The organism is Trinickia symbiotica, from assembly GCF_002934455.1.
Classification (GTDB): domain Bacteria; phylum Pseudomonadota; class Gammaproteobacteria; order Burkholderiales; family Burkholderiaceae; genus Trinickia; species Trinickia symbiotica.
Window position 1 is genome coordinate 367,481 of the sequence record NZ_PTIR01000002.1, and the last position, 23,201, is coordinate 390,681.

General features: G+C 63.8%; 15 protein-coding genes. 8 read left to right on the forward strand and 7 right to left on the reverse strand.

The genetic code is table 11. The features are described from left to right. Positions 1–220: 220 nt before the first annotated feature. The 6 genes from flhD to B0G57_RS05460 all read left to right on the forward strand — a co-directional run bounded on the left by flhD (position 221) and on the right by B0G57_RS05460 (position 5,612). Entirely contained in the window at positions 221–541 is a 321-nt protein-coding gene (gene flhD / locus B0G57_RS05435; protein WP_018439300.1) for a flagellar transcriptional regulator FlhD, read from the forward strand. Positions 542–551: 10 nt separating this feature from the next. Next, positions 552–1,127, forward strand: a complete 576-nt coding sequence (gene flhC / locus B0G57_RS05440; protein ID WP_018439299.1) for a flagellar transcriptional regulator FlhC — start codon at positions 552–554, stop codon at positions 1,125–1,127. A gap of 333 nt (positions 1,128–1,460) precedes the next feature. Further along, positions 1,461–2,456, forward strand: a complete 996-nt coding sequence (locus B0G57_RS05445) for a sugar ABC transporter substrate-binding protein (RefSeq protein WP_018439297.1) — start codon at positions 1,461–1,463, stop codon at positions 2,454–2,456. 136 nt (positions 2,457–2,592) lie between these two features. Next, positions 2,593–3,528 (forward strand): ABC transporter permease, encoded by a 936-nt coding sequence (locus B0G57_RS05450; RefSeq protein WP_018439296.1) that lies wholly within the window; start codon positions 2,593–2,595, stop codon positions 3,526–3,528. Between the two features lie 25 nt (positions 3,529–3,553). Continuing rightward, positions 3,554–4,348 carry an ATP-binding cassette domain-containing protein gene (locus tag B0G57_RS05455; RefSeq protein WP_026229407.1) on the forward strand — a complete coding sequence of 265 codons (795 nt, stop codon included), beginning with the start codon at positions 3,554–3,556 and terminating at the stop codon, positions 4,346–4,348. Between the two features lie 52 nt (positions 4,349–4,400). Then, a complete protein-coding gene (locus tag B0G57_RS05460; protein WP_026229406.1) occupies positions 4,401–5,612 on the forward strand; it encodes an ROK family transcriptional regulator in 1,212 nt (403 codons plus the stop codon). Positions 5,613–5,717: 105 nt separating this feature from the next. Here the strand turns inward: B0G57_RS05460 and B0G57_RS05465 are convergent, their stop codons facing one another. The 4 genes from B0G57_RS05465 to B0G57_RS05480 form a co-directional block, all read right to left on the reverse strand. Then, positions 5,718–7,250: an efflux transporter outer membrane subunit gene (locus tag B0G57_RS05465; RefSeq protein WP_018439293.1), complete on the reverse strand. Its 1,533-nt coding sequence runs from the start codon at positions 7,248–7,250 to the stop codon at positions 5,718–5,720. Between the two features lie 14 nt (positions 7,251–7,264). Further along, entirely contained in the window at positions 7,265–10,468 is a 3,204-nt protein-coding gene (locus B0G57_RS05470) for an efflux RND transporter permease subunit (RefSeq protein WP_018439292.1), read from the reverse strand. 33 nt (positions 10,469–10,501) lie between these two features. Beyond that, positions 10,502–11,713 carry an efflux RND transporter periplasmic adaptor subunit gene (locus B0G57_RS05475; protein ID WP_018439291.1) on the reverse strand — a complete coding sequence of 404 codons (1,212 nt, stop codon included), beginning with the start codon at positions 11,711–11,713 and terminating at the stop codon, positions 10,502–10,504. Between the two features lie 67 nt (positions 11,714–11,780). Continuing rightward, positions 11,781–12,626 carry an alpha/beta hydrolase gene (locus B0G57_RS05480; RefSeq protein ID WP_026229405.1) on the reverse strand — a complete coding sequence of 282 codons (846 nt, stop codon included), beginning with the start codon at positions 12,624–12,626 and terminating at the stop codon, positions 11,781–11,783. Between the two features lie 175 nt (positions 12,627–12,801). Between B0G57_RS05480 and B0G57_RS05485 the strand changes: the two genes are divergently transcribed. Further along, positions 12,802–13,806, forward strand: coding sequence for a LysR family transcriptional regulator (locus B0G57_RS05485; protein WP_026229404.1), 1,005 nt, complete (start codon positions 12,802–12,804; stop codon positions 13,804–13,806). A 128-nt stretch (positions 13,807–13,934) separates the two neighbouring features. Next, the gene (locus tag B0G57_RS05490) at positions 13,935–14,231 is read left to right on the forward strand and encodes a DUF4148 domain-containing protein (RefSeq protein WP_018439288.1); all 297 of its coding nucleotides are present in this window, start codon (positions 13,935–13,937) and stop codon (positions 14,229–14,231) included. A gap of 113 nt (positions 14,232–14,344) precedes the next feature. Here the strand turns inward: B0G57_RS05490 and B0G57_RS05495 are convergent, their stop codons facing one another. From B0G57_RS05495 to B0G57_RS05505, 3 genes are all read right to left on the reverse strand, one after another. Further along, the gene (locus B0G57_RS05495; RefSeq protein ID WP_018439287.1) at positions 14,345–15,406 is read right to left on the reverse strand and encodes a purine-nucleoside phosphorylase; all 1,062 of its coding nucleotides are present in this window, start codon (positions 15,404–15,406) and stop codon (positions 14,345–14,347) included. Positions 15,407–15,595: 189 nt separating this feature from the next. Next, complete coding sequence (locus B0G57_RS05500; protein ID WP_020566029.1) at positions 15,596–18,190, reverse strand: mechanosensitive ion channel family protein; 2,595 nt, start codon at positions 18,188–18,190, stop codon at positions 15,596–15,598. Between the two features lie 111 nt (positions 18,191–18,301). Continuing rightward, entirely contained in the window at positions 18,302–23,164 is a 4,863-nt protein-coding gene (locus B0G57_RS05505; RefSeq protein WP_026229402.1) for an NAD-glutamate dehydrogenase, read from the reverse strand. Positions 23,165–23,201 lie beyond the last annotated feature (37 nt).

Here is a 23,201-nt window from a genome sequence, read left to right on the forward strand (position 1 = left end):
ATTGCCGCATAGCAACAGGTATCTTTTTTCCTACATTTTCGGGAAGGGATTGATTTCGCGCAAACGTATTCGTACAATGCACTTCACCGGTAGTTACAAGTTGTAACGCCTTGTATCAAACCGGAAAATCGGCTACGCCCTGACCAAGCGGGCCATAGGAGAAAAAACTACAAGGTATAAATTACCTGGGATAACCAACGGGGCTTTGGAAGCGTGAGAAATGGACCACAGCAGTGAGACGCTGGACTCTATCCGCGAAATCAATCTTTCGTACATCATGCTTGCGCAACGGATGCTGCGCGAGGACAAAGCCATCGGCATGTTCCGCCTGGGGTTGTCGTCGGAGCTCGCCGATCTGCTCGCCGGGCTGTCGCTCGCGCAATGCGTGAAGCTTTCGTCGGCGCATCAGCTCTTGTGCAGCTTCCGGTTCAACGATCACGCGATGCTGAGCGCGCTGACGCAGACGGCGAAGAATGCCGAGATCGCGTCCACGCACACGGCGATCCTGCTTGCGGGGCAACCGGCCGAGCAGTTTGCGTAAGGAGCGGATCATGGCTCAAAAGAAGAGTCTCACCGAAGATGCCCAAGAGGTGTTCCGCGCGATCGCACTGATCGAGCTCGGTGCTCGCATGCAGGTGCTCGAGAGCGAGTTGTCTCTCTCTCGCGACCGCATGATCCGGCTTTACCGCGAAATCAAGGGTGTATCGCCGCCCAAAGGCATGCTGCCGTTCTCGGCGGACTGGTACATGACCTGGCTCGCGAACATTCATGCGTCGTTGTTCTACAACACCTACCTCTTCCTGAAGAACGAGGCCGGCTGCTCTCATCTCGATGCACTAACGAAGGGCTATCGGCTCTACCTCGAGCACTGCAAGCATGGCGAATGCGAACCCGTGCTCGATCTCACGCGCGCGTGGACACTCGTGCGCTTCTTCGACGCCGATATGCTGCAATTGACGCCGTGCTGTCGCTGCGGCGGCAAGTTCATCGCGCACAAGCACGAGTTGCAGCACAACGTCGTCTGTGGCGCTTGCCAGCCACCGTCTCGCGCGGGCAAGACGAAAAAAGCCGCGCACAAGGAAACGATGGCCGTCTCCCACGCAGCGGTACCCGCTCAAGCCGCCTGAGAGAAGCCGATTGTCTCGAGCGGCGCCATTCGCGCGCCGCTTTCTCCCCATCGATTGAGGCCAATGCGGTAAGCAGCTACCGCAAACCGCCCCCTCCTGATTTACCCCTAGATCGACGCTGGGTTGTCGCACCGCAGCATTTCACGCGAAGCCTCGGCGAGCAAGCCGATGAGCCGCTCAGACGAGCGCTGAGTTTGCGCGCCGCGTCCGACCACCGTCCTTGACTCGCGAAGCGCCTCCTGCTGTACTAAATCACACGACTTGATTTAGTCGCCCCAGTCATTCGATCCACCAACAACAACCGATTTTTATCCATCGGAGGAGGAGCATTCGATGAAGACCCGTCCCTACCCGGCCGTCAAACGGATCGCAGTGCTTTGCACCGCAGTGTCGGCCATCATCGGCATCGGCAACGCGCTCGCTGCCGACCAACCGACTGTCGGCCTGATCACGAAGACCGATACCAATCCGTTCTTCGTGAAGATGAAGCAAGGCGCCGAGTCCGCCGCTCAGAAAGACGGCGCCAAGCTACTCACCGCCGCCGGCAAGTTCGATGGCGACAACGCCGCGCAGGTAACGGCGCTCGAAAACATGACGACTGCCGGCGCCAAGGCGATTCTGATCACGCCGAGCGATACGAAAGCGATCGTGCCGTCGATCGAGAAAGCGCGCAAAGCCGGCGTCATGGTGATCGCGCTCGATACGCCGACCGATCCGCAAAGCGCAACCGATGCCCTCTTCGCCACCGACAACTTCAAGGCCGGCGAGCTGATCGGCGCCTATGCGAAGGCCGCGCTGGGCAACAAGCCCGCCAAGATTGCGACGCTCGATCTCGCGCCCGGCATCTCCGTCGGCGTGCTTCGTCACAACGGCTTCCTGAAGGGCTTCGGCATCAAGGACGGGGATCCGAGCATCGTCTGCAGCCAGGACACGCGCGGCGACCGGGCCAAGGGGCAAACCGCAATGGAGAACTGCCTCCAAAAAGTGCCCGACATCAACGTCGTCTACACGATCAACGAGCCCGCCGCGGCCGGCGCCTATCGCGCACTGAAGGCGGCCGGCAAGGATAAGGACGTGATGATCGTGTCGATCGATGGCGGCTGCGAAGGCGTGCGCAACGTCAAAGCCGGCATGATCGCCGCGACCGCGCAGCAGTATCCGCTCAAGATGGCGTCGCTCGGCGTCGACGCCGGGGTCGAGTACGCGAAGACCGGCAAGAAGGTCTCGGGTTACACCGACACGGGCGTCACCCTCATCACCGACAAGCCGATGTCGGGCATCGACAGTAAAGACACGAAGTTCGGCCTCGAGAATTGCTGGGGCCAATAATCCTCCATGGAAGCGCCGCCGAGGTCGAAGCTAGGCCCCGGCGGTCATCGGAAGCCTCTACGAGAGACGCAACATGACGACTCGATCCGTTCGGCCGGTTGGACCGGCCTCCGTCCCGCAAAGCCATCAGCACCGCATGCCGACGCTCGCCGAAGCCGGCCCGCTGATCGCGCTCATCGCCGCGTGCGCATTCTTCGTCTCGCAAAGCCATCGCTTTCTGTCGTTCCAGAATTTCTCGCTGATTCTTCAGCAGACGATGGTCGTCGCCGTGATCGCAATCGGCCAGACACTCATCGTGCTCACGGCCGGCATCGACCTCTCGTGCGGCATGCTGATGGCATTCGGCTCCATCGTCATGACGAAGTTCGCCGTCAATCTCGGTGTGCCGCCGGTCATCGCCATTCTGTGCGGCATCGGCGCGAGTACTTTGTTCGGACTCCTAAACGGTGTCCTCGTCACGCGCATCAAGCTGCCATCGTTCATCGTCACGCTCGGCACGTTGAACATCGCCTTTGCGCTGACGCAGATCTATTCGAATGCCGAAACGGTTTCGAGCCTGCCCGACGCCATGATGTTCCTCGGCAATACGTTCCGTATCGGGCCGGCTGAGGTGACCTACGGCACCGTCCTTGCGCTCGTCATGTACCTCGTCACATGGTTCGTGCTGCGCAACACCGTGCCGGGCCGCCATCTCTACGCGCTCGGCAACAACCCGGAAGCCGCGCGGCTGATGGGGCTTTCCTCACAGCGCATTCTGATCGCCGTCTACTCGATTGCCGGCCTCATCTATGGCATCGCCGCGCTGCTGCTCGTTTCGAGAACCGGTGTGGGCGATCCGCAAGCCGGCCAGACGGAAAACCTCGACAGCATCACAGCGGTGGTGCTCGGCGGCACGAGTCTCTTCGGCGGACGCGGCTCAATCGTCGGCACGCTGCTCGGCGCACTGATCGTCGGCGTGTTTCGCAACGGCCTCACGCTGATGGGCGTCTCGTCGGTCTACCAGGTGCTGATCACCGGCATCCTCGTGATCCTCGCCGTCGCCGCCGATAAGCTTTCGCATCGTCGCGCCTAAGCCCCTCTTCATCACAGGTAACGCCATGTCGACATCCTCTACCCGTCCCGCCACTCCCGTGCTCGAGGCCCGGGGCCTCGTCAAGCGCTACGGCCAGGTGACCGCGCTCGACGGTTGCGATTTCGAAGTGATGCCCGGTGAAATTCTCGCCGTCATCGGCGATAACGGTGCGGGCAAATCCTCGCTGATCAAGGCGCTCTCGGGCGCGGCCGTGCCCGATGAGGGCGAAATCCTCCTCGACGGCAAGGCGGTGCACTTCCGCAGCCCGCTCGATGCGCGCGAGAACGGCATCGAAACGGTTTATCAAGAGCTCGCCGTCGCACCGGCGATGACGATCGCCGAAAACCTCTTCCTCGGTCGCGAGCGCCGCATGCCCGGCTGGCGCGGCTCGCTGCTGAAAATGATCGACAAGCGGCGCATGCTCGATGAAGCGACGGCCCATATGAAGGACTTGCAGATCGGCATCCGTTCGATGCGGCAGCCCGTCGAAACGCTTTCCGGCGGCCAGCGCCAGGGCGTCGCCGTCGCGCGCAGCGCCGCATTCGCGCGCCACGTCGTGATCATGGACGAGCCGACGGCCGCGCTCGGTGTCAAGGAAGGCAACATGGTGCTCGAGCTCATCCGGCGCGTGCGCGATCGCGGATTGCCCGTGATCCTGATCAGCCACAACATGCCGCACGTCTTCGAAGTTGCCGATCGGATCCATATCCAGCGCCTGGGCCGTCGTGCCGCACTGGTCAAGACGAAGGACATTCACATGTCGGATGCCGTTGCAATCATGACTGGGGCCAAGGAAGCGGACGTCAAGGCGATCGCATGAAGCGTTGCCCGAATCCGATCATAGCGGCACGCGCATGGACTCGGACTTGAACATGAACGAGCGCTCGCAGCCGCATGGCACGCGCCCCGTCGGATCTAACCAGGTCGGCATGCGGCAGTTCAACGAGCGCATCGTGCTGCAGGCGATCCGGCTGCACGGCCCGTTGCCGAAAGCCGATGTTGCGCGGCTCACGCGGCTCAGCATGCAGACGGCGTCGATGATCGTCGAACGGCTCATCGACGATGGCCTGCTCGAAAAGCAGGCGCGCCTGCGCGGACGGATCGGGCAGCCGTCCGTGCCGATCGCGTTGCGGGCCGACGGCGCCTATACAGTCGGCATCAAGGTCGGCCGGCGCAGCCTCGATGTGCTGACGATGGACTTCGTCGGCCGCGTTCGCAGTCGGGACGTGCTCGAATACGACTACCCGGACCCGCATGTATTGTTTCCGGCGCTCGAGCAGAAACTTGCGCGCGTGCGGGCAACGCTCGGAGAGGAGGCCGCAAAGATCGTCGGCGTCGGTGTCGCCGCGCCGCTGTGGCTCGGCGGATGGCGCGAATTCCTCGGTGCGCCGCCCAACGCGCTGGAAAGCTGGAACGCGATCGACATCCGCGCGCGTATTGAAGCGATGACGGGACTGCCCGTCGAGTTCGCGAAGGATACGACGGCCGCCTGCGCCGCGGAACTCGTGATGGGCCAGGGCCGCAATATCCGCAGTTTTCTTTATCTGTTCGTCGGCACGTTCATCGGCGGCGGGCTCGTCATCGATGGGCGACTGCACGGCGGGCCGCACGGTAACGCGGGTGCCGTCGGCTCGATCCCGCTGCCAGCCAGCAATGGGAGGACGCCGAAACAGCTGCTGCACGCGGCATCGGGTTTCGTGCTCGAGCAGCGCATGAGCGCGGCCGGCGCGCCCGCCGCCGCTGCACACGATCATCGCGCATTCGACGCGCAACTATGGGCGGTGACGGAGGAATGGCTCGACGAAGCGTGCGCGGCCATCGCCTCGACGGTGGCAACGTCGACGGCGCTGCTCGACCTCGAGGCCGTCATCATCGATGGCGAAATCGATCGGCAACTCGCGCGTGAAATCATTCGCCGCACGCAGCGTGAGCTCGATCGCATAGAGTGGGAAGGGATGGTCAGACCGCAGCTGCTCGAAGGGACGATCGGCGCGGACGCGCGCGCCATGGGCGGCGCGATCCTGCCGCTTTACGCGCACTTTGCGCCGATGCACGAGCTGTTTTTGAAGCCCGAAGGCGAATGACATAGTGCCCGGTACGCACTGCCCGCAACTCGCGGTCACGGGCAGCGCGCTAGGGATTCCGATAGGCTCCAGCAGAGACAGGTTCCTATCTCCAGGCTGCCGTGGCTACTGCTTGGCGACTTGCTGCGTGCTCGTCGCGCTCGCGGCTCCTGCGCTCACGTCACCCCAGCCACCGCCCAATGCGCGAATGAGCGTCACCGTCGAGACCGCCTGTGCCCCCGCAAGCTGGCTTGCCTGCCGCTGCGCCGTCAGCACGGACCGCTCGCTGTCGAGCACGTCGAGATAATTGACCTGCCCTTCCCGGTACTGCGTCTGCGACAAATGCTCGGCACGTTGAGCCGCGGCTACGGCATCGTTCTGCGCGCGGATCTGATCGTCGAGCAAGCGCAAATCGGCCAGACTGTCTTCGACCTCGCGGAACGCCGTGAGCACCTGCGAGCGGTAGTTCGCGACATCCTCGTCGTACTGCGCGCGGGCCTGTGCAAGCTGCGCCTTGCGGCGTCCGCCGTCGAAGAGCGGCAGCGTCAGAGCCGTACCGGCGAACGGCCCGAGGAGGAACGAGCGGCTCGACCACATGAAGAGATCGCCGAGCGTCGCCGATTCATAACCGAACGCACCCGTGATGTCGAGCTTCGGGAAGAAGGCCGATTTCGCCAATCCGACGCGCGCGTTCGCCGCGGCCATCGCACGCTCGGCGGCCGCGATGTCGGGACGCCGTTCGAGCAGCGCCGAAGGCAGACCCGGCGGCACGCGCGCGGTGACGGGCACGAGCGGCTGCTGCGCGAAGCTGAACGCAGCCGGCGTCTTGCCGAGCAGAATGGCAAGGCTATGCTCGGCGGCGGCGCGCTGCCGCTCCACCCCGACCGCTTCGGCGCGCGTGGTCGCCAGCTCGTTCTTCGCCTGCGAGAGATCGAGCTCGCTCACTTCGCCCTCGTCGAACCGGTGCTGAGTGAGCTTCACCCCCTCCTCGCGCAGCGCAATGGTCTTGCTGTAGAGATCACGCTCCGTGTCGAGCTCGCGCAGTTGGAAGTAGTTCGACGCGACGTCGGCCTGCAACGCAAGCTGGACCGAACGATAAAGCGCCTCGCTTTGCTGCGAGTCCGCGCGCGCCGCCGATACGTTCGAGCCCACGCGGCCGAACAAATCGGCCTCGTACGAGACCGTCGTTTGCGCACGCCATAGCGTCGCCGTCGGCATGTTGGTGTTCTGCGGCAGGAACTGCGAGGCGGGCGAGGGATGTTCGCGCGTCGGCCCGAAACCCGCATCGATCTCCGGGAACCAGGCCGAGCGCGCCGCGGCGAGCGCGGCACGCGATTGGCGCACGCGAGCCGCGGCCGCCTTCAGATCCTGATTCGCGGCGAGCGCTTCGTCCTCGAGCTGATTCAGCGTCGCGTCGCCGAAGATCGTCCACCATTGCCCACGCGGCTCCGCGTCGGAAGGCTGCGCCGGCTTCCACGCGCCCGGGGCGGCCGCCGGCCCTGCTTCCTTGAACGCGGCGGGCACGTCGACCTGCGGTCGCTGGTAAGTCGGCTCAACCGAGCAGGCGGTCATGAAGAGCGCGAGCAGGACGCCTCCCGCCACGGCGCGCAAACCGAGCCCCTTGTTCGCGCCGCCGACCGTTGCATATCGATTATTCATTTGTTCTCCCAACCTTATGCGTCCGAGACGGACATGGCGCGGACTTTTTCATCCGAATCGGCTTTCGAGTCCTTGCCCGCGACGTGGATCTTGCCGCCCGCAAGCGTACGCAGCACCACATAGAAGACCGGCGTCAACATGAGCCCGAACAACGTGACGCCGAGCATCCCGAAGAACACGGCGATACCCATCGCATGGCGCATTTCCGAGCCCGCCCCCGTCGACAGCACGAGTGGCACGACACCCATGATGAATGCGATCGACGTCATGAGAATCGGACGCAGACGCAGGCGGCTCGCTTCGATTGCCGCCGCGATCGGCGTGCGGCCGTCATGCTCGAGCTCGCGCGCGAACTCGACGATCAGGATCGCGTTCTTCGAGGCAAGTCCCACGAGCACCATCAAGCCGATCTGCGTGAAGATGTTGTTGTCGCCGCGCAGCAGCCAGACGCCCGTGAGCGCCGAAAGCACGCTCATCGGCACGATCAGGATGACGGCGAGCGGCAGCGTCAGGCTCTCGTAGAGCGCCGCCAGCACGAGGAACACGAGCAGCACGCTGATCGGGAAGACCCAGATCGCCGAGTTGCCGGCCAACACCTGCTGATACGTCAGATCGGTCCACTCGAATTTCACGCCGCGCGGCAGCGTTTCGGCGGCGATGCGCTCGATCGCGGCTTGCGCCTGTCCCGACGAATAGCCGGGCGCCGGGCCGCCGTTGATATCCGCGGCCGTGAAGCCGTTATAGCGGACGACCATCTCGGGGCCAAACGTCGGCGTCACCGTAACGAGCGACGAGAGCGGCACCATTTCGCCCGTGGCCGTGCGCGTCTTCAACTGCAAGATGTCGTCGGGCCGCGCACGGAACGGCGCATCGGCTTGCACGCGCACCTGATAAACGCGGCCGAAGCGGTTGAAGTCGTTAACGTAGAACGAGCCGAGATAGACCTGCATGGTGTCGAACACATCCGTCACCGGAATGCCGAGCTGCTTGGCCTTCACGCGATCGAGATCGACGTTGAGCTGCGGCACGTTGATCTGATAGTTCGTGAAGAGCGGGCCGAGCTCGGGAGCGCTGCGGGCGCGCTGCATGAACGCCTGAGTGACTTTGTCGAGCTCCGTATAGCCGAGCGCGCCGCGGTCCTCGATCTGCAGCTTGAAGCCGCCGAGCGTGCCGAGCCCCAGAACCGGCGGCGGCGGGAACACGGCGACGAACGCTTCCTTGATGCCCGCATACTTCTGGTTCAGCGCACCCGCGATCGCGCCGGCCGACAGGGCGCGCGAGCCGCGCTCCTTGAACGGCTTCAGCGCCACGAATACGATGCCCGCGCTCGAGCTGTTGGTGAAGCCGTTCACGGACAAGCCCGGAAACGCCACGGCGTGCTCGACGCCCGGCTGCTTCATCGCGATGTCGTTCATTTCGCGAATCACCTGCTCCGTGCGATCGAGCGTCGCGCCGTTGGGCAGCTGCGCGAAGGCGACGAGATACTCCTTGTCCTGCGCGGGCACGAACCCGCCCGGCACGACGCGCGTCACGAGCACGGTCGCGCCGACGAGCACCGCATAGACCACGAGCATCACCGTCTTGCGACCGAGCACGCCCTTCACGCCGCGCCCATAAGCAACCGAGCCGTTCTTGAAGACCTTGTTGAAGGCCCGGAAGAACCCGCCGAAGATGCGGTTCATGACGCGCGTGAGCCAATCTTCGGGGGCGTCGTGGCCGCGCAGGAGGATCGCGCAAAGCGCCGGGGAAAGCGTGAGCGAATTGAACGCGGAAATGACCGTCGAAATCGCGATCGTCATCGCGAACTGCTTGTAGAACTGGCCGGTGAGACCGCTCATGAACGCGAGCGGCACGAACACGGCGACGAGCGTCAACGCAATAGCGATAATCGGCCCGCTCACCTCGCGCATCGCCCGATAGGTCGCGGCGCGCGCGGAAAGGCCTTCCGCGATGTTGCGCTCGACGTTTTCCACGACGACGATCGCATCGTCGACCACGATCCCGATCGCCAGCACCATGCCGAACAGCGACAAGGCGTTGATCGAGAATCCGAACGCGAGCAGCAGCGAGAACGTACCGATGATCGACACCGGCACGGCGACGAGCGGAATGATCGAGGCGCGCCAGGTCTGCAGAAAGACGATCACGACGATGACGACGAGCGCAATCGCTTCGAGCAGCGTATGAATGACGGCTTCGATGCTGGCGCGCACGAACTGCGTCGGGTCATAGACGATCGAATAATCGACGCCTGCCGGGAAGTCCTTCTTCAGCTCGGCCATATCGCGCCGAACCTGATCCGAGATTGCAAGCGAGTTGGCACCGGGCTGCTGATTGATGGCGAGCGCGACGGCCTGCTGGTTGTCCAGCAGCGAGCGCAAGCCATACTCGGACGCCGCGAGCTCGATGCGCGCGACGTCGCGCAGATACGTCACGCCGCCCGTCGGCGATGTCTTCAGGACGATCGCGCCGAATTGCCCTTCCGTCTGCAAACGCCCGCGTGCGTTGACCGACAATTGCAGCGGAACGCCGGGCAACGAAGGCGATTCGCCGATCACGCCGGCCGCGACTTGGACGTTCTGCTCGCGGATCGCATTGATGACGTCGTTCGCGGTGAGACCGCGTTCGGCCACCTTCTGCGGATCGAGCCAGATCCGCATGGCGTAATCGCCCGCACCCCAGAGCTGCACTTCGCCGACGCCCTGGATACGCTCGAGCCGATCCTTGACGTTGAGCACCGCGTAGTTGCGCAGGTACGTCATGTCATAGCGATTGTTCGGCGAGATGAGGTGGACGACCATCGTCAACGTCGGCGAGCTCTTGATCGTCGTGACGCCGAGACGCTGCACGTCTTCGGGCAGACGCGGCAACGCCTGGTTCACGCGGTTTTGCACGAGCTGAGTCGCGAGATCAGGATTCGTGCCGAGCTTGAACGTCACCGTGAGCGTCATGTTGCCGTCGCTGTTGGCCTGCGACTGCATGTAAAGCATATTCTCGACGCCGTTGATCTGCTCTTCGAGCGGCGACGCCACGGTTTCCGCGATCACCTTCGGGTTCGCGCCGGGATACTGCGCGTGCACGACGACCGATGGCGGGACGACTTCGGGGTACTCCGAAATCGGCAGCTGAAAGAGCGCGATGACGCCTCCCAGCAGGATCAGGACCGATAGCACCCCTGCGAAGATCGGCCGATCGATAAAAAATTTGGAGATGTTCATGTCACGTTCTGGTAAAAGGCCGTCTTACGAGACTCACGAATTCGACGAATCGGCCGAAGCCGCCTTCGCGTCGGCCTGATCGCCGCTCGCGGCGCCGCCGTCCATCGCGATCATGTGAGGACGCACGCTGTCGCCGGGCCGCGCGCGCTGGATGCCGTGCACGATGATCCGCTCGCCCGCGTTCAGGCCCGCGGTGATCACGCGCAGATTGCCGTGCAGCTGGCCCAGCGAGACGTTCCGGTAACCTACGCGCCCTTGGGCGTCGACCACCAACACGAATTTCTTGTCCTGGTCGGTACCGATCGCGGCTTCGTCGACGAGCAGTGCCCGATGCGGCGCCCCGCCGCCCACCTTGATTCGCGCGTAGAGGCCCGGTACCAGCGTGCCGTCCGGGTTGTCGAAGCGCGCGCGCACGCGGATCGTGCTCGACGAAACATCGAGCCGGTTGTCGACGGACGCGATCGTGCCCGAGCGCGAATAGCCCGATTCGTCCGCAAGCCCGAGCTCGACAGGCACACTGGTGCCCGTGCGCGCGCGGCCGATGTATTTCAGGTAAGTCTGTTCGTCGACGTCGAACGAAGCGTAGATCGGCGACACGGAAACGAGCGTCGTGAGCGGCGCCGAGCTGGCTCCGGCCGACACGACGTTGCCGAGCGTCACCTCGGCGCGCGATACCCGGCCCGACACCGGCGCGACAATCTTTGTATAGCCGAGGTTGATGCGCGCCGTTTCGAGCGCGGCTTCAGCCGCCTTCACGTTCGCCGCCGCCGAAGCCGCGGCGTTCTTCTTCTCGTCGAAGTCGCGCTTCGCGATCGCGTTGTCCTCGATGAGTCGCTGCGCGCGCTGCCAGTCGGCCGCCGCGTAGCCCTCCTGCGCCTTGGCGGCGGCGAGCTGCGCCTCGGCGCGATCGACCTCGGCGGCATAGGGGCGCGGATCGATGACGAACAAGACGTCGCCCTTCTTCACGAGCGAGCCGTCCTTGAAGTTGACCGAGACGATCGTGCCCGACACTTGCGGACGTATGTCCACTTTGTCGATCGCTTCGAGGCGGCCCGAATACTCCTGCCAATCGGTCACCGTCTTCTCGAGCACCGTCGCGACGTCGACCTCGGGCAACATCGGCGCGGACGCCGGCGGCGGATTGCTGGCGTCGACGCGCACGGCGGTCACGACGCCGACGCCGGCCAGCACGATGACCGCGGCAATCGCATAGGCAATGCGTGTACGAAAGAATGGCTTGGACATACGAGGCTCCGGTTAGTGATTTTCGATTGTTGGTTATTGGTTGTTCGTCGTTGTATGACGTTTCGGATCAGCGGCCTGTGACGGTCGGCTGGTCGAGGCGGCTTCGAAAGAAGCAAACCGCGTCGTGCAAGGCCTGCCGTTCGCGCGCGACATGCTCGTGCGAAGCGCTTGCATAGCGGACTACTTGCGTCGGCACGCCGGCGCTGATGAGCCGCGCCGCGTATTTCTCCGCCTCGAGATGCAGGAGGTCGTTCTCGGCCGTGGCGATGAAAGTCGGCGGCAAGCCGGCGAGCCTTGCCGATTCGAGCGGCGCCGCATACGGATGCATGCGCTGCAAGGCTTGCGGCAGATAGGCTCGGTAGCTTGCCGCGCATTGGCTCGCCGAAATGTCCGACACAACACGGCTTTCGTCGGCAAGACAGGTCATGCTCGGATCCAGCATCGGGCTGAAGAGCGCCTGCGCATCGATGTGCACCTCGCCGCGGTCGCGCGCGACGAACGACAGCCCGTTCGCGATGTGGCCGCCGGCGCAATGGCCGACCACGAACAGCTTCTTGCCGCCCGCGCCGAAGACACGGCCGACGGCATCGACCCAGCGCGCGGCACGGTAGGCGTCCTCGAGCGCCGCGGGAAACGGATGTTTCGGCGCGAGCGAGTAATCCACCGATATGACCAGTGCGGACAAATGTTCCGCGAAATGGCGCGCCGCCGCGTCGGCATCGTCTAGACAGCCGCGCACGAATCCGCCGCCGTGCAGGTAAAGCACTACGGGCAAGCCGCGTGTGCCGGCGCGGCGATAGAGCCGCAAGCCGATCGTGGACTGATAGCCGGCAATCTGGATTTCGTTGACGTCGAGCGCCGGCTCGCCTGACGAGGAGCCCGCAACCATGCCGCGGGAAGGGGTGGAACGCATGATCGGACGCGCAAAGCGCGATAGTTTCACAATGACCCGAATTGTGGGTTCAGCAAAACTCCGGATAAATGCCTATAATCCGGCAACACAATTCACCACCTCTGAACAATTCACCGCATTCGTGCAGGCACGCGCGCACGGACGCGGCGATTTCTATTTCTTCGGAGAAACCAAGATGGATCGGCTTCAGGCCATGCAGGTGTTCACGCGTGTGGTCGACACGAACAGCTTCACGAAAGCCGCGGAAACGCTCGATCTGCCGCGCGCTTCAGTGACGACCATCATCCAAAATCTGGAGGCTCACCTCGGCGTGAGGCTCATGCACCGGACGACGCGCCGCTTGAGCCTCACGCCGGACGGCGCGGCGTATTACGAACGGTGCGTCCGCATTCTCGCGGACATCGACGAGACGGAGAGCAGTCTGCAGAACGGCAACAAGAAGCCGAACGGCAAGCTGCGGGTCGACATGCCGGGATCGATAGGACGAACGATCGTAATTCCGTCGCTGTGCGAATTCCACAAACAATATCCGGATATCGATCTGCAACTCGGCTTTTCCGATCGCCCCGTCGATTTATTGCAAGAAGGCGTCGATTGCGTGATTCGCGTCGGCGCGCTGCAGGATTCCTCGCTCGTCGCGCGCCGTATCGGCCTCTTCGAAGGCGTGACATGCGCATCGCCCGATTACCTCGCGCGCGCCGGCGTGCCGCAGACGCTCGAGGACTTGAGCCGGTTCAAGGCGGTCAACTATTTCTCGAGCCGAACGGGGCGCATCCTCGACTGGGCGTTCCTCGTCGACGGCAAGGAAGTCGAGGTGAAGATGGCGGGCGCTGTCTCGGTCAACGACGCGGACGCCTACGTCACCTGCGCACTCGAAGGGTTCGGCCTGATCCAGATGGCGCGCTTCATGGTGCTGCCGCACTTGCGCTCGGGCGCGCTCCAAGAGGTGCTGCCCGAGTGGAAGCCGCTGCCGATGCCCATTTCGGCCGTCTACCCGCACAGTCGGCACCTCTCGCCGAAGGTGCGCGTTTTCGTCGACTGGATAGCGGAAATATTCGACCGCTGCCCGCTTCTGAGCGGCCGCCAAAGCCTCGAGGCGACCTGCAGCAAGCGGACGATCGAAGAACTCGAAAGGGCGCCGCGCCTCGATACGCCGGTCGTGAACGAATGGATGGCCTGAGATTGTTCTTGCTGGAGAACAATTCATTTCGGAGTACTCGTATTTATCCTGATTGCCGAGGCGCCTAAATTTGCACCTGTCGCGGTACCGATCTTCGGTGCCGCCCCTCAATCGACAGGAGCATCATCATGAAGCGCATCGTCACCACCGCCCTTTTCGCCTCCCTCCTTGCCAGCACGGCTGCTTTCGCCGACGGCGGCATCGGTCACAACGGCACGTACAACGATCAATCGTGGATCGGCGCCGGTACGAAGACGCGCGCGGAAGTTGTCGCTGAACGCGACGCCGCCTGGCGCGACGGCACGCTGGCCTCGCTCAACAAGACGACGTACCCGAACCTGAGCCTGCAAGGCCATACCCAAGCTGAGCGCCTTGCCCTGCAAGAAGGCAACAACGGCGTCGCCGTGGCGCGTGCCGGCGAATAAGCTGGAGGCGAACATGTTCGATGCCGATTCGTCACTGCTCGACCATTGGAACAGCGACGCGCCGGTTTGGACGCCGTTCCCGCCGCGGCAACGCGCCGCGGCGGCCGGAGCGATCAGCGCGGTGGAACGCCGTGGCGCCATTCGCTCCAATGCGTCGCGATATCCTGAACGAGCGGATTCCCCGCTAGAAACAGGTTCGCGACAGCGGGTTGGAAGCCGCCCTGAGCGGCATAATTGAGCAAGTTGTCGGCACTGGTCTGGCCCGGGTACGGCCGATCGAAATCCGATCCCGAGCGAAGCACGGCCACGCGGCTCAAGTCCACACGATGCGCATTGGCAGCACGCGAAAGCGCTTCGTACGTCGCGTTGTCTTCCTGCTGCGTCGTGCAATACACGCCCTTGCCGTCGGTGAGAATTTTCGTCCACTGGCGTGCGCGTTCGCCGAGCAGCGTGCCCGACCACCAGGTATCGCCCGCCAGCGTATCGCATTGAATGACGGTAGGCGGAAGATCCGCGGGCGCATAACCATATTTGGCGCGCGCCGCCTTTGCCTCATCACTGTCGGAAAGCTGAACGTTGCGCGATAGCACGAATGCCGCGTCGGCCAGCGCCGTATTCAACTGGAAGACTTCCGTCCGATAGTCGAGCGGCGGCTTTTGCGTCGGATCCTTCGTGTTGATGCCGAGATAGCCGGTATTCCATCCGGGCGGAATTTCACGGCCGTCGAGTTCCCATTGGATGCCGAAGTCGACGAGATATTTCGCCCATGCCGCCGAGCCGAGCGTGCCTTGCTGCGGATCGATGCCCGCGATGCCTGCCACGAGGAAGTAGGTATGGCGCAAATCGAACCGCGGGGAGAACGTGAGCGCCATCGTCGAGGCCGCGGCGTTCGCGTGACCCATGCCCGTCGTCATCACGCAGATGTCCTGCTTGTTGCAGTGGACGTCCGGATAGTCGGGAGACAGTCCGGCGACGGGTGTCGATTCCCAGGGCCCGAGATGATCGAGCCAGACCTGCCCTTCCGGCGCGAACATCGAAACGATCATGACTTTGACCGGGCGGCCGTGCGACGCGGACTCCGCGAAATTATCGTCGTTGTCTTGTGCGTTCGAGGCCGTGGCGGCACAGGCGGCCAGCGTGATGGCCGCGATCGATGAAATGGTACGGGTGAGCATAGGCGTTCCTTTTTGTTAATGATTTCTTTAACGAGAACTGCTCGCTGCTGTCAGCCGAATGAGTATAGAGAAGCGGCCCGCGAAAGGCATCCGTAGCAAAAAAAAACGGATTTGCACGCCACCCCGCTACGCGCAAACAGCCTGCGCACTCACCGTCTTACCCCGGGCAAGTGCGCATTCACCCTCACCTCATGCCTTTCGTCTCTCGATGCTTCCGGTGCGTGCCTCACGCGGTGCGTTGGATTGCGCTTCTGATTCTGTTTTTGAATTTTTTGGATCCCTATTTGGTTCGGCATTGCCTTCCGCATTGGGTTCCTCTTTGCGTTCTGCGTCGGCTACCGTGCCCGATGCGTCGCTTTCAGGCCCTGCAGCCGACGATCCTGCAGGAGGCGGCACCATAGTCGTGCGCAAAGGATTCGCAATCTCGATGCCGCGCTCTCGGAAGGTTTCGAGAATACGCTTGTTGAATTCGCGCTGAACGGGCCAGCGCGCCGAATCGCGGCATTGTATCTGGCCCGCCAGCGTGACCATCGCACCGTCGACTTGATCGACGCCCCAGAAGCTGAAATCGGACACGATGCCGTCCTTGAATTGCGGATCTTCACGCAACGATGCGCCGATTTCCTGCAGTGTCTTGGCGGCCAGCTCGACGTCCTGCCCATACGCAATGCTGACGCGCACCGCCGCGTTGCCGAGGCCGCGATTCGTATTGTTGACCGTCGTCACAGAGCTGAACGGTACCGTATAGAGCGAACCATCGCCACCGCGCAATCGAACGGTCCGTATCGACAAATACTCGACCGTGCCGGAGACACCGGCGACCGTCACCCAGTCCCCGACCTGCATGGCATTCTCCATCAGCAGGAACATCCCCGTGATGAAATCCTGCACGAGCTTTTGCGAGCCGAAGCCGAGCGCGACACCGAATATGCTCGCGCCCGCGAGCAAGGGCGCGACGTTCACGCCGATCTCGGAGAGCCCTGTCAAGCCGATCACGAGCGCGATGCAGACGAAGAGCGTCGTACGGAACATCGGCAGCAACGTGCGCAACCGCGCGGCGCGCAGCAGATCGCCCCTCGCCATCCACCGCTTGAGCCGCCGCTCGATCGCGCCGTTGATCGTCTCCCAGACGACGATCGCAAGACATGCGGCCACCGCCACGGTGACGAAGGCCGAGAGCAGCCGGCTGCCGATGTCCGAAGCAAAAAGAGACTGCCACGGATGGATGTCCCATGCCGACAAGACGAACGTGAGCGCCACGACCAGAATCACGAACGACGCGAGCCGACGCAGCAACGCGTAGTAACGGTGCGCCCGCTGCAGCGCGATCGAGCCCGATTCGCCGTTTGAGGACCTGAAGATTCGGCCGAGCACGCCCGATGTGACGATCGCGACGATCCGCGCGCCGACCAGGATCGCGACCGATATGCCGCCGCGATCGAGCAGCACGCGGTAGCCGTTTTGCACATCGAGCGCCCACACGAACCAGAGGGCCATCACCGCGAAGGCGGCGATATAGGCCCATACGTCCGCGAGCCAATGCCCGAGGAATGCGAACACGTGCGCACGCTCGCTCCACGCCCGGATCCACTGCGCCACGGGCTTGCGCAACTGGAGTATCAGCAGCGCGAGCATGATATGCCCGATCAGCGTCACCGCTTTCACGATGCCCTCGTGCGCATCGGGCGTGAGGCCGAGCGGAACGGGCGCCTCCGCGCATGCAATGCCGAGCGCGAGAACGGCGGTCAGCCGCACGAGCCAACGTTCCACGAAGGTCGCCGTCGTGTCGGACATCGGCAGCAATCGAAGCTTCGGCGCATCCGCCGCGAACAGCAGCTCGCAGCCGAGCGAGACGAGACGCGCAATAGCGAAGATCTGGATCAGCGTATCGATGACGCGCTCTTCGGCCGTGCCGTCATCCGTCAATATCGATGCCGCGAAGACCGCGATCAACACGGAGACCACGAGCGGCAACGCTTTCAGCAGCGTCTGCAGCAGTGCGAAAGGCAGGCGTTGGAGCAACGACCACTGGCGCGTGGCATGCGCGGTGTTGCGTTGAGTACGGGCTGCCTGCTCCGCATCGACATCGGTCCCATACGTGCTGGGTTGCTTCGACACGTCGTCCAGCGCGGCCGCGGCTTCGCCGGCTGAATCGACGCCTCCGGTCGACGCGGCATCGCTGCGTTCGATCTTTCCGCCGAGCGCGTTGATGCGCCTTCTTAGCGCGCGAGCCAGGAGCGCGCCGATGAGCCAGGCCGGCAATAGCGCGGCGCACAGTGTGCTTGCGAGCTCGCGCAGTTGCGTGCGGCCTTGCGGGCTGGCGATTTCATAGCGCCACCACGAGCCGACCGAGTGCACGTCGAGCAATGCCGCTGCCGACCGCCGGACCGCATCCCCCGCGCTGCGCAGGCTGACCGCCGCCTGCCTCGACAACTGCGAAACGAGGCCATTTTTCACCGCGATGGCCGCCAATACAGCCGACGCTGCACTCGCCGGCGACGCGGCCGGCGCGGCGGGCGCGCTCGCCGCCGCGGGCGGAGCGCTCAACGCCCCGGCCGCCGCGATGGCCCGCAGCGTATCGGCGAGCTTCGCGCGCGCCTTTGGATCGTCGAGCACCTCGAGCGCATGCTTTGCCTGGTCGGGCGTCAGGACGACCGGAGACGGGTTCGAAGCGGCAGCCGCCGCCGATGCGGGCGCGGACGCGGTTGCCGGCGCCGGCGCCGCTGCGCAGGCGATCGAGCAAATGAACGAAAAGAGCAACGCAATAAAAAAGGATTTGCGCATAGAAGAACGAAAGTTCATGAATGGCGGCGCACTGGCGCACGCTTCTCGCCCGCGCATCGCCCGCAGATTGTTTGTCGATTGGCGTTACGACCGTCCGTGCCGGCCGACAGTTCACGCCTGTTCGAGTGCGGCCATCTCGCGCACGAGCACGAGCAGCATCGATAGGCTCGCACCTCCCGAGCCACGCTGCTCGGCGATCAGCCGTTCATAGCGCTCGAGCGAGGCCGCGCGCTTGTCACGCCAGTCTTGCGCGATGGCGTCGGCCGTGGCGCGGCTGCCTGCCTCGGCGAGCGCGCTGGCCGTCAGCGCGCGCTTGAGCCGCGCGAATTCCGCGAGCGCCGCGGCGCGTGCGAGCACGTCCCAATGCGTATGCGTCGGCAGCGCGTTCGCGCGCTCGGCAATGAACCCATGGTTGAGGGCGGTGCCCAGCGCAAAATAAACACCCGCGACGAGCTCGAGCGGCTTGCCGGTCGTCGATGCGATATCGGCAATATCGAGCATCGCCGCCGAGATTTCGCCGCTTGCCACGCGCGTCGCGAGCTCGCCATCGACGCCGGCCTCTTCGAGCGAACGGCGCCGCTCGGCAAGCCGCTCCAGATCGTCGGCCGGCAGCAACTGATCGAGCTGAGGCGCAAGCCGATGCACGGCTTCGCGGCAGCGATCGATCACGGCCGCCACGCTCGCCGCATCGGCGCGCGCAAGACCCGGCGCCTGAAAATGCCTCAAGAACCAAAGCGCCGCATTCTCCATCAGGCGCACGACTTCAACGAACATGCGCGCCTGAATATCGTCCGCGACACGATTGTCGAGTGAATCGATGCGACCCCAAAGACGGCCGATGTCGAACACGTCACGCGCAATGATACAGGCGCGGACAATCTCGCTCGCGTTAGCATCTGTTTCCTCCTGTAACCGATGGACGAATGCGCAGCCGACGCGGTTGACGAGTGCGTTCGTCAAATGCGTTGCAAGAATCTCGCGTCTCAACGGATGGCGCTCGCTCGCATCGGCGAAGCGCGCCTGCAACGGCTTCGGGAAATAATCGCGCAGCATGTCGGCGACGAGCGGATCTTCGGGAAGATTCGATTCGAGCAGCTCGTCGTAGAGCCACATCTTGCTGTAGGCGAGCAGCACGGCGCGTTCCGGCGAGGTAAGGCCGCCCTTCGCCGCCTGCCGTTCTGCGATGTCCTCGTCGGTCGGCAGGAATTCGATCACGCGGTTCAAGCGCCCCAACCGCTCGAGCGCGCGCATGAACCGTACCTCGGCCTCGAACGAATCGGCCGAATATCGCCTTGCGATCGAGAGCGCCTGCGTTTGCTGATAGTTGTCGCGCAAGACGAGATGGGCTACTTCATCCGTCATTTCGGCGAGCAGCTCGTTGCGTTGTTTCTCGGTCATCTCGCCGTCCGCCACGACGAGCCCGAGCAGGATCTTGATGTTGACCTCGTGATCCGAACAATCGACGCCGGCTGAATTGTCGATCGCATCGGTGTTGATGCGGCCGCCCTTCAAGGCATATTCAATGCGCCCGAGCTGCGTCAGGCCGAGGTTGCCGCCCTCCGCGACGACCTTGGCGCGCAGCTCCCCGGCATTGACGCGCACGCCGTCGTTGGTTCGATCGCCGACCTGCGCATGCGTTTCGTGAGTCGCCTTCACGTAGGTGCCGATGCCGCCGTTGTAAAGCAGGTCGACGGGTGCGAGCAGAATCGCGCGGATGAGCTCGTTCGGTGCCAGCGCGTGCGCGCGCACACCGAGCGAGGCCTGAACGGCAGGCGAAAGCACGATCGTCTTCGCCGTGCGCGGATAGACTCCGCCGCCGGCCGAGATACGGGCCGTATCATAGTCGGCCCAGCTCGACCGTTCGAGCGCAAAAAGACGTTCCCGCTCGACGAAGCTCGCCTCCGGGTCCGGATCGGGATCGAGGAAGATGTGCCGATGGTCGAAGGCCGCGACGAGCCGGATATGGCGCGACAGCAGCATGCCGTTGCCGAACACGTCGCCCGACATATCGCCGATGCCGACGGCCGTGAAGTCCGTTGTCTGGGTATCCACGCCCATTTCGCGGAAATGGCGTTTGACCGACTCCCAGGCGCCGCGCGCCGTGATGGCCATCTTTTTGTGGTCGTAGCCGACTGAGCCGCCCGATGCGAACGCATCGTCGAGCCAGAAACCGTACTCGCGGGCAATCGCGTTCGCGTAGTCCGAAAATGTCGCCGTGCCCTTATCGGCCGCGACGACGAGATAGGGATCGTCGCTGTCGTGCCGCGTCACATCGGGAGGCGGCACGATGGCCCCGCCGACGCGATTGTCGGTCACGTCGAGCAGCCCGCGCAGAAAGGTCTGGTAGCAGGCGATTCCTTCACGCATGACGGCTTCACGATCGATGGCGGGCGGCGGGTTTTTGACGACGAACCCGCCCTTCGAGCCCACCGGTACGATCACCGTGTTCTTTACCATCTGCGCCTTCATGAGGCCCAGCACTTCCGTGCGGAAATCCTCGCGCCGATCGGACCAGCGCAATCCTCCGCGCGCCACGCGCCCGCCGCGCAGATGCACGCCCTCGACGCGCGGCGAGTAGACCCATATTTCGAACATCGGCTTCGGCTCGGGCAAACCCGGAACCTGTTTGGGATCGAGCTTGAACGAAAGATAAGGCAGCGGCCGGCCATTCGCATCGCGCCGGAAGTAATTCGTACGTAGCGTCGCCGTCATGATGCCGAGGAGCTGACGCAAAATGCGATCCTCGTCGAGATTGGGGACCTGATCGAGTGCGCTTTCGATTTCGTGCAGCAGCTCCTCAGTCCGTGCCGCCCGTGCCGGCCCGACCGTCGGCGCGAAACGGGCGACAAAGAGCTCGACGAGCTTGCGCGCGATGGCCGGATTCCCGGTCACCGCCCGCTCGATGTACGCATCGCTGAACGTCGAGCCCACCTGCCGCAGATACTTCGCGTACGCACGCAGAATCGACACCTCGCGCGCCCCGAGTTCCGCCAGCAGCACGAGCCGATTGAAGTTGTCGTTCTCGATCTCGCCGTTCCAGACGCCGGCGAACGCCTCTTCGAAGAGCGCCTTCACGCGCTCGATGTCGAATTCCGCATCATGGGCAAGCTCGAGGCCGAAGTCGTGCACCCATGCCGGCGTCGAGCCTCGAGGCTCGATCAGATACGGACGCTCCTCTTCGACGCGCACACCGAGGTGCTCGAGCATCGGCAAGCTGCGCGAGAGCGCGATCGATTGGCCGACGCGATAGACCTTGAACCGAAAGGCGCGCGCGGAGGCTTCGATCGGCCGATAGAGGTTCATCGAAAGCACGTTGTGCTCACGCGCCGCTTCGATGAGCTCGATGTCGCGCACGGCGGTGCGCGCCGCATAGTCCTCGCGATAGCCGGCGGGAAACGATTCGCCGTAGCGCTGCAACAGCAGATTGCCCTCTTCCTCGCCGAATCGTTCAAGCAGTGCGGCCGCCAGATCGTCCTGCCAGCGCCGCGTCACATGGACGAGCCGGGACTCGAGCTCATGCGTGTCGACCTGCGGCAACGCGCCCGCCGCCGTCCGCACGACGATATGGATGCGCGCGAGCGGCGATTCGGACAGCAACGGCGTGAACTCGACGCTCGTGCCGTTGAATGCATCGGCGAGCAGCTTGGCGATGCGGCGGCGCAGGTCGGTGTTGTACTTTTCCCGTGCGACGAAGACCAGACACGAAACGAAACGCTCGAAGCGATCGCGCCGCACGAAAAGGCGCGTGCGCTGATGCTCCTGCAGCCGCAGAATGCCGAGCGCGATGTCGTAGAGCTCGTCCTCATTGGCTTGAAAAAGCTCGTCGCGCGGATACTGCTCCAATACTGTCACGAGCGACTTGTAAAGGTGGCCCTTCGCGAGAAAGCCCGCCTTCTGTACGATGTTCGCGCACTTGCGGCGCACGATCGGGATATCGGCGATCGGCAGCGTGTAAGCCGTCGACGTATAGAGCCCGAGAAAGCGCCGTTCGCCGGCCAGCTTGCCCGACTCGTCGAAGAGTTTGACGCCCACGTAGTCGAGGTAGCCGGGACGATGGACCGTCGCGCGCGAGTTCGCCTTGGTCAGAAAGACCGGCGACGTTTCGTCGACGAGACTCAACGCGGCTTGAGGCAGCGGCGTGGTATCGGAAGCGCCGGGCGCACGCAGGCTTTCTCGCAGAATGCCGGCCCCCGTTCCCTCGATGCCGCGCAAAGCGAGACCGTCGCCGTGCGAAACGAGCTCATAGTCACGCACGCCGAGGAACGTGAAATGGTCGGCCACCATCCACTCGAGGAACGCGCGCGCTTCCGCGGTTTCCATGCCCGCGTCTTGCGTGGAGAGGCGCTTGATGGTCTGCTTCGCGCCGTCCATCATGCGCGGCCAATCCTCCACGGCGGCGCGCACGTCGCCGAGCACGCGCGCGATATCGGCGCGCAGTTGAGCGAGCCGCGCAGCATCGCCGCATCGGTCGACCTCGAAGTGAATGAACGACTCGAGATGCGACGATGCGGCCGTCGCGTCGTCGGCGCGCGCTGCACCGCCGGGCTCGATCCGCTCAATGGCGCTGTTCGCGCCGCGCCAGACGCGAAAGACCGGATGCATGCCCGAATGAAGCGTGAGCCCAGACCGATTGACCTCCATCGTCACCGAGTCGACGAGAAACGGCATGTCGTCGTTGACGATTTCGATGATCGTATGGTCGGAATGCCAGCCGTGCTCGTCGACGACCGGGTTATAGACGCGCAGCACCTGGGCGCCCGAGACGAATTTCTGCGCGAGCTGCCAGTGTGCCATCGCCGCGCCGTAGAGATCGGCGAGCGAGCGGCTTTGCATGTCCTGCGAGTCGACGAGCTCGTAATAGGAGCGCAGGAACGATTCGATCGGTCCGAAAGCCTCTCGGGGCCATCTTCCTCTTGCATGCTCGACGACATCGTCCAGCAGATGCGTAACCGATTCCTCGTTCTTCGTCAGCATGATGTCCTCCGCGGCGGGCGACAACGCGTTCGACGGG